The 13,031-nt window shown below is 71.5% G+C and carries 12 protein-coding genes and 1 pseudogene; 7 read left to right on the top strand and 6 right to left on the bottom strand.

Features of this window, described 5'->3' with window-relative positions:
* Positions 1-70 precede the first annotated feature (70 nt).
* Positions 71-829 (top strand): class I SAM-dependent methyltransferase, encoded by a 759-nt coding sequence (locus ABZX85_RS02410; protein WP_355861795.1) that lies wholly within the window; start codon positions 71-73, stop codon positions 827-829.
* A 65-nt stretch (positions 830-894) separates the two neighbouring features.
* Here the strand turns inward: ABZX85_RS02410 and ABZX85_RS02405 are convergent, their stop codons facing one another.
* From ABZX85_RS02405 to ABZX85_RS02395, 3 genes are read right to left on the bottom strand one after another with little or no spacing between them, the layout of a single operon-like run.
* Positions 895-1,656, bottom strand: coding sequence for an amino acid ABC transporter ATP-binding protein (locus tag ABZX85_RS02405; RefSeq protein WP_355861793.1), 762 nt, complete (start codon positions 1,654-1,656; stop codon positions 895-897).
* Positions 1,653-2,594, bottom strand: coding sequence for an amino acid ABC transporter permease (locus ABZX85_RS02400; RefSeq protein WP_355861791.1), 942 nt, complete (start codon positions 2,592-2,594; stop codon positions 1,653-1,655). Before ABZX85_RS02400 ends, ABZX85_RS02405 begins: the two co-directional genes overlap by 4 nt.
* A 32-nt stretch (positions 2,595-2,626) precedes the next feature.
* Positions 2,627-3,598 (bottom strand): ABC transporter substrate-binding protein, encoded by a 972-nt coding sequence (locus ABZX85_RS02395; RefSeq protein ID WP_355861790.1) that lies wholly within the window; start codon positions 3,596-3,598, stop codon positions 2,627-2,629.
* 730 nt (positions 3,599-4,328) lie between these two features.
* Here ABZX85_RS02395 and ABZX85_RS02390 point away from each other — a divergent pair.
* From ABZX85_RS02390 to ABZX85_RS02375, 4 genes are all read left to right on the top strand, one after another.
* A complete protein-coding gene (locus ABZX85_RS02390) occupies positions 4,329-5,525 on the top strand; it encodes an NADP-dependent malic enzyme (RefSeq protein WP_355861788.1) in 1,197 nt (398 codons plus the stop codon).
* A 292-nt stretch (positions 5,526-5,817) separates the two neighbouring features.
* Entirely contained in the window at positions 5,818-6,783 is a 966-nt protein-coding gene (locus ABZX85_RS02385) for a zinc-binding dehydrogenase (protein WP_355861786.1), read from the top strand.
* A gap of 122 nt (positions 6,784-6,905) precedes the next feature.
* Positions 6,906-7,115 carry an HTH domain-containing protein gene (locus tag ABZX85_RS02380; protein WP_355861784.1) on the top strand — a complete coding sequence of 70 codons (210 nt, stop codon included), beginning with the start codon at positions 6,906-6,908 and terminating at the stop codon, positions 7,113-7,115.
* On the top strand, positions 7,115-7,678 hold the full coding sequence (locus tag ABZX85_RS02375; RefSeq protein ID WP_355861782.1) for a Clp protease N-terminal domain-containing protein: 564 nt from the start codon (positions 7,115-7,117) through the stop codon (positions 7,676-7,678). Before ABZX85_RS02380 ends, ABZX85_RS02375 begins: the two co-directional genes overlap by 1 nt.
* A gap of 267 nt (positions 7,679-7,945) precedes the next feature.
* Here the strand turns inward: ABZX85_RS02375 and ABZX85_RS02370 are convergent, their stop codons facing one another.
* A complete protein-coding gene (locus ABZX85_RS02370) occupies positions 7,946-8,986 on the bottom strand; it encodes a helix-turn-helix transcriptional regulator (RefSeq protein WP_355861780.1) in 1,041 nt (346 codons plus the stop codon).
* A gap of 1 nt (position 8,987) precedes the next feature.
* Positions 8,988-10,133 carry a DUF4097 family beta strand repeat-containing protein gene (locus tag ABZX85_RS02365; RefSeq protein ID WP_355861778.1) on the bottom strand — a complete coding sequence of 382 codons (1,146 nt, stop codon included), beginning with the start codon at positions 10,131-10,133 and terminating at the stop codon, positions 8,988-8,990.
* Positions 10,134-10,281: 148 nt separating this feature from the next.
* Here ABZX85_RS02365 and ABZX85_RS02360 point away from each other — a divergent pair, with 148 nt between their 5' ends.
* Positions 10,282-11,100 (top strand): hypothetical protein, encoded by an 819-nt coding sequence (locus ABZX85_RS02360; protein WP_355861776.1) that lies wholly within the window; start codon positions 10,282-10,284, stop codon positions 11,098-11,100.
* A 68-nt stretch (positions 11,101-11,168) separates the two neighbouring features.
* Here the strand turns inward: ABZX85_RS02360 and ABZX85_RS02355 are convergent, their stop codons facing one another.
* Positions 11,169-11,348: a DUF6104 family protein gene (locus ABZX85_RS02355; protein WP_003992906.1), complete on the bottom strand. Its 180-nt coding sequence runs from the start codon at positions 11,346-11,348 to the stop codon at positions 11,169-11,171.
* A 171-nt stretch (positions 11,349-11,519) separates the two neighbouring features.
* Here ABZX85_RS02355 and ABZX85_RS02350 point away from each other — a divergent pair.
* A pseudogene (locus ABZX85_RS02350) lies at positions 11,520-11,906 on the top strand (CU044_2847 family protein); the annotation flags it as partial.
* Between the last annotated feature and the right edge of the window lie 1,125 nt (positions 11,907-13,031).

Raw genomic sequence — 13,031 nt, 5'->3', positions numbered from 1 at the left:
TCGTGGACGCGGTCGGTAATGGCTGTTCGCGTCTACAGGGTATTACGTAAGCTGCGGTGAGGAGAGGTTCATGACCACGGTCGACACCACGGACTGGGCGAGCTGGCAGCGGAGCTGGGACCGCCAGCAGGAGTGGTACCTCCCCGACCGCGAGGAACGCTTCCGCGTCATGCTCGACATGGTCGAGGCGTTCGCCGGTACGGCGCCCCGCGTCCTCGACCTCGCCTGCGGCACCGGCACCATCACCGCCCGCCTCCTCGACCGCTTCCCCGGCGCCGTCAGCGTCGGCGTCGACCTCGACCCCGCGCTCCTCGCGATCGCGCACGGCACCTTCGACGGCGACGACCGCGTCACCCTCGTCGAGGCCGACCTCACGGACCCCGCCTGGCCGACGCTGCTGCCGCACGACACGTACGACGCCGTCCTCACCGCGACCGCGCTGCACTGGCTCCGCAGGGGGCCGCTGGAGGCCCTGTACGGGCAGCTCGCCGGGCTCGTCCGGCCCGGCGGGGTCTTCCTCAACGCCGACCACATGACCGACGAGTCGACACCCCGCGTCAACGCCGCCGAACGCGCCCAGCGCCACGCCCGCCAGGAGGCCGGCAAGGCCGCCGGAGCCGTCGACTGGGCCGAGTGGTGGCAGCTCGCCGCCGCCGACCCGGTCCTCGCCGGCCCCACCGCCCGCCGCTTCGAGATCTACGGCGAGCACGCCGAGGGCGACACCCCGTCGGTCCGGTGGCACACGGACGCGCTCCGGGCGAGCGGCTTCGAGGAGGTACGCCCGGTGTGGTCCTCGCCGTCGGACACGCTGCTGCTGGCTCTCAGGTAGGGGGGTGGTACGCGGAAGGGCGGTACGGGATCGTCGTACCGCCCTTCCGCGTCGTACCGCCCCTCCTACAGGACCTTCGACAGGAATGCCTGGGTCCGTTCGTGCCGGGGGTTGGTCAGGACCTCTCGGGGGTCGCCCGACTCGACGACCACGCCGCCGTCCATGAAGACGAGGCTGTCGCCGACCTCGCGGGCGAAGCCCATCTCGTGGGTGACGACGACCATCGTCATGCCGGACTCCGCGAGGTCGCGCATGACGTCGAGGACGTCGCCGACCAGCTCGGGGTCGAGGGCCGAGGTGGGCTCGTCGAACAGCATCAGCTTCGGTTCCATCGCCAGGGCACGGGCGATGGCGACGCGCTGCTGCTGGCCGCCGGAGAGCTGGGAGGGGTAGTTGGCGGCCTTGTCGGCGAGCCCGACCCGCTCCAGGAGCTGCATCGCCCGCTCCTTGGCCTGGGACTTCGACGTCCCCCTGACCTGAACCGGGGCCTCGATGATGTTCTCGACGGCCGTCATGTGCGGGAACAGGTTGAACCGCTGGAACACCATGCCGATGTCCCGCCGCTTCAGCGCGACCTCGCTGTCCTTCAGCTCGTACAGCTTGTCGCCCTTCTGGCGGTAGCCGACCAGCTCGCCGTCGACGTACAGCCGACCGGCGTTGATCTTCTCCAGATGGTTGATGCAGCGGAGGAAGGTCGACTTGCCGGAACCGGAGGGGCCGATGAGGCAGAACACCTCGCCGGACTTCACTTCGAGGTCGATGCCCTTGAGGACCTCGACCGGGCCGTACGACTTGTGCACGCCCTCGGACTTGACCATGGAGGTCATGCGGCACCTCCCTTGGGGCGGCCGAGGCCCAGTACGTTGACCTTGATCTTCTGGAGCGGCGTCGGCGGGAGCTGGCGCGAGGAGCCACGCGCGTAGTACCGCTCGATGTAGTACTGGCCGACGCTGAACACCGAGGTCAGCAGCAGGTACCAGGCCGCCGCGAGGAACAGCATCTCGGCGGGGGCGCCGGAGGTCTGCCCGATGTCCTGGGCGACCCGGAACAGTTCGCTGTACTGGACGACCGACACCAGCGAGGTCGTCTTCAGCATGTTGATGACCTCGTTGCCCGTCGGCGGCACGATCACGCGCATCGCCTGCGGGATCACGATCCGCCGGAGCGTCTTCGACTGGCTCATGCCGAGCGCGTGGGACGCCTCGGTCTGACCCTCGTCGACCGCGAGGAGACCCGCGCGGCAGATCTCCGCCATGTACGCGGCCTCGTTGAGGCCGAGCCCGAGGAGCGCCGTCAGCAGCGGCGTCATGAAGCTGGACCAGTAGTCCTTGTAGATCGGCCCCAGGTTGATGTACTGGAAGACCAGGCCCAGGTTGAACCAGACGACGAGCTGCACCAGGACCGGCGTACCCCGGAAGAACCAGATGTAGAACCAGGCGATCGACGACGTCACCGGGTTCTTGGAGAGCCGCATGACGGCCAGCAGGATGCCGCCGACGATGCCGATCGCCATCGAGAGGACCGTCAGGAGCAGCGTCTTGCCGACGCCCTCGATGACCCGGTCGTCGAAGAAGTAGTCCGGGATCGCGCCCCAGTTGATCTTGCCCTGGGAGAAGGCGTAGACGATGCTGCCCAGCAGTCCCAGGGCGACCACGGCCGCCACGTAGCGGCCGTAGTGACGGACCGGGATGGCCTTGATGGCCTCGGGGCCGGCCGGCGGGGTGTCCGCCGGGCCGCCGTCCGCCTTGTCGATGTCAACAGTCACGGGTGTTGCCTCTCAGTGCCCGTATCCCCCGGTCACTTGCCGCCGTTGACGGTGGCCTGGGTGACGGCGCCGGCCGTCACGCCCCACTTCGTGATGACCTTGGTGTACTCGCCGTTCTTGATGATGGCGTCGAGAGCGGCCTGGAGCGCGTCCCGCAGCTGCGTGTTGTCCTTGGCGACCGCGATGCCGTACGGCGCCGCCTCGACCTGCTCGCCGACGAGCTGGAAGTCGTTGCCGCCGCCCGAGGTCTTCACGGCGTACGCGGCGACCGGGAAGTCCGAGGAGCCGGCGTCCGCGCCGCCCGCGCGCAGGCGGGTCTGGGCCTGCTGGTCGTTGTCGAAGGGCTCCATGGAGATCGTCTTGCCCTTGGGACACTTCTTCGCCTCGGACTTCGCGAGGTCCTCGGAGACGGTGCCGCGCTGGACGACGATCTTCTTGCCGCAGAGGTCCGCCCAGGTCTTGATGCCCTGGTCCTTGCCCTTGGGGGTGTAGATCGAGACACCCGCGGTGAAGTAGTCGACGAAGTCGACACCGTCGCCGACCTTCTTGCCGGTGTCGCCGTCGATGCCGTTCTGGCGGTTCTTCGTGTCGGTCATCGCGGACATCGCGATGTCGTAGCGCTTCGAGCGCAGGCCCGTGATCAGGGTGTCGAAGGTGCCGTTCTCGAACTCGAACTTCACCCCGAGCTGCTTGCCCATCGCGTCGGCGAGGTCGGGGTCGATGCCGACCGTCTTGCCGGAGGCGTCCTTGAACTCGACCGGTGCGTACGCGATGTCCGAACCGACCTTGATGACACCCTTGGAGCGGATGTCCGCGGGCAGCTTGGAGGCGAGCGGGGCGGAGGCGCTGGACGAGTCGGCCGAGGACGAGCCGCCGTCCGAGCCCTTGTCCTTGGTCTGGTCACCGCAGCCGGTGAGGATCAGCGCGCCCGCGACCGCGAGGGAGCCGACCGCGGCAAGGCGGGTGCGCGCGGCGGTCGTGCGGCGGGTGGTGCTTGCGGTCATCGTGGGTTCCTCCGGCGGATGGATGGAGTTGCCGATCGTGCGGGCACGGCCGACGGCGTCGGCCGTACTCCAGGACGGTGGGCGCTGCCGATGGGTTCGGCCTTGCCTGGTGGTGCTTCCGAGAACATCGGTCGCCCCTGGTCACGTCTACACACACCTTCGAGTGTCGCGACCTTGTGTGATTACGGCATCTTGCCATTCGGACCAGTCCGTGTACGCGGGAAGCGATGTCAAAATCGGATAACGGGCGGGCGGGAAGAAGCGCCGGTCCGGGCCGCCGGGAGCGGTCGTGGCCGGATCATCTGCGGGAATGGTCCGATCCGCCCGGAAGATCTTCGGTGTATCTCAGGATGTGGTACCGGACCGACGGGGTTTTCGAGGCGCGCGGGGCGCGGGTTCGAGGTTGTCAAGAGTTGCTCTTGAGCTTGTCCGTATATCGGTGCATGAGTCATGTCACTGGGATATGACCTCCGGAGCGGGGCGTGGCGCGGATGTAGGGCGTCGACAGATCGAGGGATGTGACCTTGCACGGATCTGACTCGTGCGCGGTGCGGTCCGTCGAGTAAAAAGGGTGTTCAACACCCCTCATCCGGGGCTCAAGAGTGCGTGTGCGGCGTGCTCGTCGCGTGTCCGTCTGGCTGGCGTCACCGCCGTGGACGGCGCGCGGTCCCGCCCGCTCCTCAATCAGGAGCGGCCACCCTCAAACATGAACGAGTAAGGGGTACGACACATGGCAGCGGAGATCGTCAATCCTCGCAGCGACAGCACGGACGACGCCTTCGATCCGGTTTTCGCGCTGCACCGGGGCGGGAAAATGGCCGTTCAGGCCACCGTTCCGATCCGTGACAAGGACGACCTGTCCCTGGCCTACACGCCCGGCGTCGCCCGCGTGTGCACCGCCATCGCCGAGAACCCGGAACTGGTCGACGACTACACCTGGAAGTCCTCGGTCGTCGCCGTCGTCACCGACGGCACCGCGGTCCTCGGGCTCGGGGACATCGGTCCCGAGGCGTCCCTCCCGGTGATGGAGGGCAAGGCCATCCTCTTCAAGCAGTTCGGCGGGGTCGACGCGGTGCCGATCGCGCTGGCCTGCACCGGGGTCGACGAGATCGTCGAGACCGTCGTGCGGCTCGCACCGTCCTTCGGGGGCGTCAACCTCGAAGACATCTCGGCGCCGCGCTGCTTCGAGATCGAGCGGCGCCTCCAGGACGCGCTGGACATCCCCGTCTTCCACGACGACCAGCACGGCACCGCCATCGTCACCCTCGCCGCGCTCCGCAACGCCGCCCGGCTCAGCGGGCGGGGCATCGGTGAGCTGCGCGCGGTCATCTCCGGCGCCGGGGCCGCCGGGGTCGCCATCGCGAAGATGCTGGTCGAGGCGGGGATCGGGGACGTCGCCGTCGCCGACCGCAAGGGGGTCGTCTCCGCCGACCGGGACGACCTCACCGACGTCAAGCGGGAGCTCGCCGGGTTCACGAACAAGGCGGGCGTGAAGGGGTCCCTGGAGGACGCGCTCGCCGGTGCGGACGTGTTCATCGGGGTGTCCGGGGGGACCGTGCCGGAGGAGGCCGTCGCCTCCATGGCGCCCGGGGCGTTCGTGTTCGCCATGGCCAACCCGAACCCCGAGGTGCATCCCGAGGTCGCCCACAAGTACGCGGCCGTCGTCGCGACGGGGCGGTCCGACTTCCCGAACCAGATCAACAACGTGCTGGCGTTTCCGGGGATCTTCGCGGGGGCGCTCCAGGTGCGGGCCTCTCGGATCACCGAGGGGATGAAGATCGCTGCGGCTGAGGCGTTGGCCGGGGTGGTGGGCGACGATCTCGCCGCCGACTACGTCATTCCGTCGCCGTTCGACGAGCGGGTCGCGCCTGCGGTGACGGCGGCTGTCGCCGCTGCGGCGCGGGCGGAGGGGGTTGCTCGCCGGTGAGTTGTGATGGCCCCGTCGCTCCGGCGGGGCCATCGCTTGCCCACCCGCCCACCCGTGCGGGTTTGTTGAGGGGTGGGCGTTGAGCGGGGTTCGTTGTGGGGGGTTCTGTTCGGTGCCGGGTGCGGGTTGTGTGTGGCTGGTCGCGCAGTTCCCCGCGCCCCTGGCAGGGCGCTGGCGCGCCCGTCAGGGGTGTTGTTCTTGTGGCTAGTTGAATGCGTCACCTTCCCCCATCGGTGTGTGTCACATCCCCGCCTTGTGTCGCTCCCCGCCTTTTCTCCCTATCGTCTAACCCATGTTCGCCGCCTACGCCGCCCGCATCGATCGTGATCAGCCGCTCAACGGGCTGGAGTTGGGGGAGCGGCCGGCCCCTGTGGTTCCGCCTGGGTGGAGTGTTGTCGAGGTGCGGGCCGCCTCGCTCAATCACCATGACCTGTGGTCGCTGCGGGGGGTGGGGCTCGGTGAGGACAAGTTGCCGATGATTCTCGGGTGCGATGCCGCGGGGGTGGATGCGGACGGGAATGAAGTCGTTCTGCATTCCGTGATCGGGCAGAGCGGGCACGGGGTGGGGCCCCGGGAGCCTCGGTCGATTCTCACCGAGCGGTATCAGGGGACGTTCGCCGAGCAAGTCGCCGTGCCCACCTGGAACTTGTTGCCCAAGCCCAGGGAGCTGTCGTTCGCGGAGGCGGCGTGTCTGCCGACCGCGTGGCTGACCGCGTATCGGATGCTGTTCACCAATGCGGGGGTGCGGCCCGGGGACTCGGTGCTCGTGCAGGGGGCCGGGGGTGGAGTCGCGACCGCGGCGATCGTGCTCGGGAAGGCGGCCGGGCTGCGGGTGTTCGCCACGAGCCGGGACGAGGCGAAGCGGAAGCGGGCGGTGGAGCTGGGGGCCGTGGAGGCGGTGGAGCCGGGGGCCCGGCTGCCGCAGCGGGTGGACGCCGTGATCGAGACGGTGGGGGCGGCGACGTGGTCGCACTCCGTGAAGTCGCTGAAGCCCGGCGGGACGCTGGTCATCTCGGGAGCCACCAGCGGGGACCGGCCGCCGCACGCCGAGCTGACCCGGATCTTCTTCCTGGAGCTGAAGGTCGTGGGGTCGACGATGGGCACCAAGGACGAGCTGGAGGACCTGCTCGCGTTCTGCGCGGCCACGGGTGTGCGGCCGGTCATCGACGAGGAACTCCCGCTGGACCGGGCGCGCGAGGGGTTCGAGCGGCTGGAGTCCGGCGAACAGTTCGGGAAGATCGTGCTGACGACGGGCTGAGCGCGGCCGGCGTCGGTCGGCTTCTGTCGTCGAGGGGTGGGTCTGGTGGGCCCGCCCCTTTTCGCTGTCGATGTTGTCAATCTGGGTTGACGACGGGAGTGTGTCAACGTAAGTTGACGTGCATGACCGAAGCTACGGATCTCGCGGCACGGGCCGGGGATCGTGACCCCAGAGTCGGACTGCGCGCCGTCGCTGCCCTGCGCAGGCTGCTGGAGCAGCTGGAGGCGGTGCAGGTGCGCAGTGCGCGCGTGCAGGGGTGGTCCTGGCAGGAGATCGCCACGGAACTCGGAGTCAGCCGGCAGGCCGTGCACAAGAAACACGGGAGGCAGTGATGTTCGAACGCTTCACCAAGGACGCCCGGGACGTGGTGCGCGGGGCCCTCGGACACTGCGAGGAGAGCGGGGCGGCGGCCGTCGGCGTCGACCATCTGCTGCTCGCCCTGCTGGAGCGGGAGGCGAGCCGGGGTTCCTTCGCGCTGGCCTCGCTCGGCAGCGAGCGCTGGCGGGACGCCGTACGGAGTGAACTGGCCGACGCGCGGCGCCGGGCCGGGCTCTCCCGGGCCGAGGCCGAGGCGCTCGCCGGGCTCGGGATCGACGTCTCGGAGGTGGTCGCCCGGGTCGAGGAGGCGCACGGCGTGGGGGCGCTGTCCGGGGGCGGGAAGGGGTGGGGGTCGTGGAGCGGGCGGCGGCCGTTCGGCCGGGATGCCAAGACCGCGCTGGAACGGTCCCTGCGGATCGCTGTCGCGCTGCGGGAACGGCATATCGGCGACGAGCACATCCTGCTGGCGGTGACGGTCCTGCCGGGGGTGCCGGGCGAGGTGCTCGCCGATCACGGGGTGACGTACGAGGCGGTGCGGGGGGTGTTGTACGGCGGGGGTGAGTTGCGGGCGGGGTGAGGGGGTTCGCGGGCGGAGGGGCGTGAGGGCTGGGGGCCTGCGGGGGCGGGGTTCGGCAGGGTCGGGGGCTGTGCGGGCGGGGGTTGTGCGCGCAGGGTCGGCGGGGTCGCCGGGATCGGTGGCGTGGATGGGGGGCGTGGGTGCGTGTGCGGGCTTGGGGCGGGCCCGTCTGCGGCCGGGGCCGTGAGGTGGGTCCGCCCTCGGCTGGGGCCCGGGGGCGGTGGGTGCTGTGCGGGAGGGGCCCGGGTGTAGTGCGGGCCCCCTTTCTCACGGCTTCGGCTGCTTCAGGATCGCGCCGATGTGGGCCGCCGCCGTGGAGAGGTGGCGGCGGGTCTCGCGGAGCTCCTCGGCCGTGACGCCGTGGTCGCGGGCTGCGTCACGGATGTCGTCGCGGAAGCGGTCGAGGAGGCGGTCGAGGTCGCGGGCGGGGTTGTCCGTCGGCGGTTCGTGAGACCAGGAGGGCTCGTAGGCGACCGGGACCTCCTCGGGGGCGTCGGGGTGGGCGGGGTGGGCGGGGTGGTCCGTGGGATGGGTGCCCGTGCCGAACGTGAAGCCGAAGTCCTTGCCGACCCCCTTCCCGAAGTCCTTGCCGAAATCGCCGAACTCCTTGGCCAGTTCGGTCAGCCCCTCGCGGACACCGGTCGGCCAGTCGCCCCGCGAGAAGTGGTCCTGGACCTGTTCCTGGACGCGGCGGGCGATCCGCTGCACCTCCTCCTGGGCCTGCGCGCGGGCGTGGTCCTGCGCGTCCTTGGCCATCCGGCGGGCCCGCTGGGCCTCCTCGCGGGCCCGGCGGCTCTCGTCCTTCGCGCGGCGGGCCTGGTCCTTCCAGCCCTGCTTGACCCGGCGCATCTCCTCCTTCGCCGCCTGCCACGCCTCGTCGTCCGAGCCCTTGGCGCGGTGGGCGTCGCCGTCGGCACCCCCGCGGGCCTGGTCCGCCGCCTCGCGCATCTCCCGGCGCAGATCGCCGGCCGCGCCCCGGACGTCCGCCTGGATCTCCGCCGCCAGTTCGGCCACCGACTCGCGGATCTCCAGCTCCAGATCGGCCAGCTCCCCGCTGCGGTCGGCGAGTTCGGCCCGGCCGGAGTCGGTGATCGCGTAGACCTTCCGGCCGCCCTCGGTGGTGTGCGTGACCAGGCCCTCGGCCTCCAGCTTGGCGAGCCGGGGGTAGACCGTGCCCGCGGAGGGGGCGTACAGGCCCTGGAAGCGTTCCTCCAGGAGGCGGATCACCTCGTAGCCGTGGCGCGGGGCCTCGTCCAGCAGCTTCAGCAGGTAGAGACGCAGGCGGCCGTGGGCGAAGACGGGGGGCATGTCAGAGCACCTTCTTGTCGGTGGGGCCGTCGGGGGCGTCGCCGGAACTCGCGGTGGGGGAGGGGGAGTCGGGGGTGGGGTCGGCGGGGTCTGCGGGGTCTGCTGGGTCCGACGGGTCTGTGGGGTCGGCGATGTCTCGCGCGTCCTGGGGGTCCTGGGGGTCCTGGGGGTCGGGGTCGGACAGGGCGGCCTGGGTGTCCGGGGTGTCCGAGGCGTCGTCGGTGTTGGTCGGGGTCGGGGTCGGGGTGTCCAGCGCGTCCAGGGCTTCGAGGGCGGCGGGGGTGCCGGTGTGGTCCGGGGCGTCCGATTCTGTCGTGTCCGGCTCCCAGGAGGGCTCCTCCGTCGTCGGGGGCCTGCGCAGGAGGGCGATGGAGCCGGAGATGGTCGTCGCGCGGAGGCTGCCGTTGCCGGGGCCCAGGCGGCCGGTGATGCGCTTGGCGCCCCACTGGCCCTTGACGCGGAGGTCCTCGAAGGCGTTGGAGACCGTGCCGCTCGTGGTGTTGGCCTCCACCACCGCGTCCGCCGGGTGGGGGAGACGGATGGCGATCTCGCCCGAGACGGTCGCGAGGGCGATGGCGGTGGGGCCGGCCGTGGGGTCGAGGTCGACGATCATCGAGCCGCTCACCGACTCCGCGCGGACGGAGGAACCGGCCTCGACGACCGTCAGATCCCCGGAGACGGAGTTGAAGCGCAGATCGCCCGTCAGCGCCTGGGCCTCCACGCTCCCGGAGACCGTCTCCGCGCGGACCGGGCCGGAGAGGCCCACCAGCGTGGTGTCCCCGGAGACTCCCTGGACGGTCGTCCGGCCGTCGACACCGGAGATCACCGCCGAGGCGCTCACCACTCCCACCGCGATGCGGGTGTCCGCCGGGACCGCGAGCGTCACCACCGCGTTCCGCCGCCAGCCCTTGCGGTCCAGCCACTTGAGGAAGCCCTTCCAGGGCAGGTCCTCGTACGTCACGGTCAGGGCGCCGTCCCGGTGGGTCACGATCAGGGGCGGGCCCTCGACTGCGGAGACCTCCAGACGGGCGGAACCGTCGTCGGTGCCCACGACGTTCACCGCTCCGGAGACGATGCGGACGTTCAGCTCGCGCACCGGTTCGTCGAAGGAGAACTTCTCACGTTCGGACACGGACCACTCGGGCATGACACTGAACCTCCTCCTCGACGACACGCCATATCGCGTCTTCTTCTCTTCACGATATATCGCGCTCGCGGGGAGTCAAGACATATCGAGACACTCTTTCTGGTGGCCACCGCCATCCAAAGGTGACGAATTGTCCTACGGTGTGAACATGTCGCCGACCGAACAGCCCGGCGCGCTGCTGCTGTGCCGGGCCGAACCCGACGCCGTCGCCCCCGCCGCCCACCTGCTGCGCGAGAGCATGCTGCTGACCCGGGCCGGGGTCGAGTGGAGCGTGCTCGTGCCCGAGGGGAAGCCCTGGCAGGACGGGGGCGAACCGGTCGACCGGGTCCTCACCGGCTGGGCCGCCGCCCTCGCCGTCGGGGCGCCCTGGCCCGTCCTCGCGCTGTGGTGGGACGCCGACCGCTCCGGCTGCGCGCTCGCCTCCGGGTTCCGGCGGACCGTCGGCTACGACTGGCTCGCGGACGGCACCCCGGCCGGCGAGGACGAGGCCATGCGCACGCTCGCCTCGCGGCTCGGACTCGACCCCGTCTTCGACATGCAGTCCCTGGAGGAGCTGACCCGCGCCGACCCCGCGGCCGACGCGCGCGGGCGGCTGCGCGCGCTGCTCGCCGTCCTCACGCGCGCGGGCGTCGCGCTGCCCGTCGGGCTCACCCCCGGCGAGCCCGCCGACCGGCTCCGCCGCGCCGCCCTCGACCGCGCCGACGTCCAGCGCGTCGAGTGGGCCGGCTGGCGGGAGACCGTCCGCGCGGAGATCGGCGCCGTCGAGCGCAGCCCCCTCGGGCCCTGGCTGCCCTGGACCGGCAGTCCACGCGCGCGTGCCCTCGCCCTCGCGCAGGTCGGCGTCGGCCTGCCGCTCACCCTCTGGGGGCTGCGGCACCGCAGCACCGGATGGGCCGCGGCGGGGGCGCTGCTGCTGGGGCACGGGGTGTTCGGGCTGGCGTACGACGTGGGGAGACCGCGCGCCTGACACGGCGTCGGGCGGGCGGGAACCCGCCGGGGACTCCGGTCGTTACGAGGGGAACCGGGCGAGGCGGGCTATTCGTCGTCCTCGTCGTCCAGACGGGCCAGCCAGGTCGCGAGGCGCTCCACCGGTACCTCGAAGTCCGGGTTGAGGTCGACGAAGGTGCGGAGCTGTTCGGCGAGCCACTCGAAGGTGACTTCCTCCTCGCCGCGCCGCTTCTCCAGTTCCTCGATGCCGCGGTCGGTGAAGTACATGGATCGTGCTCCGTGGGTGGGTTCGTCGGGGTTGGGATGTGCCTCCGGGGGAATGAGCTTGGTTCCCGAGTGGGCCCGGGAGGGGCCTCGGGGGCACAGGGCAAGGATAGGCCGCCGGTCCTGGCGTCGGACGGGCGGAACCAGGGGGAACGCGGTATCGGGGGGAGCGCCATGAGTCAGGAGAGCGAGCAGTCGGGGCGGGACGTGACGCGCGTCGCACGCGTCGCGATGCCGGACGGGACGCCCGTGTGGGCGCGGATCACGGGGACCGGGGAGTTGCGGGCGCCGGCCGCGCCGCCGGGGCAGCTGTCGTACAGCGACACGGGGTTCACCGAGCGGGTCGAGGCGGGCGTCGAGAGTCTGCACTCCCTCGTCACCGGGGTCGCGCGTTCTCTCGCGCAGCCGTTGCGCGCGGTTCGGCCGGACGAGGTGAGCGTCGAATTCGGAATCGAACTCACCGCCAAGGCGGGCAAAGTCGTCGGCCTCCTCGCGGACGGCGAGGCGAAGGCGGCGATCACCGTCACCCTCACCTGGTCCCACGGCGGCCCACCGGACTTGACGGCCCCCGCTCCGACGCCGGACGACCCGATGGGGCGGCCTGGGCAAGGGGGGTCACCGGGGGGTGGTTCCCCGCAGGGCGGTTCCCCGGGAGACGGTTCCCCACGAGGTGGCTCTCCCGAGGGCGGTTCTGGCGGGGGCGGTCCTTCCGCGGGGGCGTCTGGTGGGAGGGCCGCGGGTTCGGGGAGTGGTGCCGCTTCGGGGAGGGCTGCGGGTTCGGGGAGGAACGCGGGTTTCCGGAGGGCCGCAGGCTTCAGGAGTGCTGAAGGTCCTGGGCGGGCCGCGGGTTCTGGGCGGGCCGCAGGTATTGGGCGGGCCGCGAACCTCGGAGCGGGGGTGAGTCCTGGGCGGGAGGCGAATCCCGGGAGGGCCGCCGGTTCCGGTCCGGTTTCCGGGTCGGGTCATGGTCCGGTTCCTGATTCGGCTTCCGGTTCGGCCGGGGAGTACGTGCGGAGGATCGGCTCCGGCGACGGGGACCCCCCGTCCTCCGAATCCGCCCTCAGCGGTGACGTTTCCGCGACGCCCCCGCGCAGTGGCACCCCGGCTCGGGGGAATCGTGCTCCCGCGCGGGGGAACGTCACTGCCAGGCGTGGGCGTGGGCGCGGTGGGCGTTCCGGGCGGAGGCTCGTGCTGGTGCCGCCCGCGCCCGTGGGGGTCACGGCGGAGGACGCTTCCGTGCGGGTCGCGCCCCGGGTGGGCCGGTTCGTGGAGGGGGCGCTGCGGGGGGCCGTGCCTGGCGAGCGACGGTCCCCGGGGCGGGAGGCCGGGTCCGGGGAGCCCCTGGAACAGGGGGATGTGCCGGAGGACGACGCGCACGGTACCGCTACCGCTCCGACGCCCCGCGCGCGGGAAGCGGCCCCCTGGAGGGCGTCCACCGTGGACGGTTCCACCGGGCCGGGCCCGGAGAGACGGGCGGTGACCGACCGGACGGGCGATGCCACGCCGGCACCGAGCCGTGACGACGACTCCCCGCACGGGACCACGCCCACCGCCCCGGAACTCCCACCCGAGCCGGACGGCCCACCTGCCGGACCAGCCCCCGATGCCGGGCTCAAGGCACCCCCCGCTCCACTCACCCCACCCGCCGCCCCGGCTCCGCCCTCGGCGCTCCGGGCCACCCCCGAG

This window comes from Streptomyces sp. NPDC004539, assembly GCF_040610055.1.
In the GTDB taxonomy this organism is placed as follows: Bacteria; Actinomycetota; Actinomycetes; order Streptomycetales; family Streptomycetaceae; genus Streptomyces.
The sequence above is the reverse complement of the archived record's forward strand: the minus strand, read 5'-3'. Positions and strand labels throughout refer to the sequence as shown.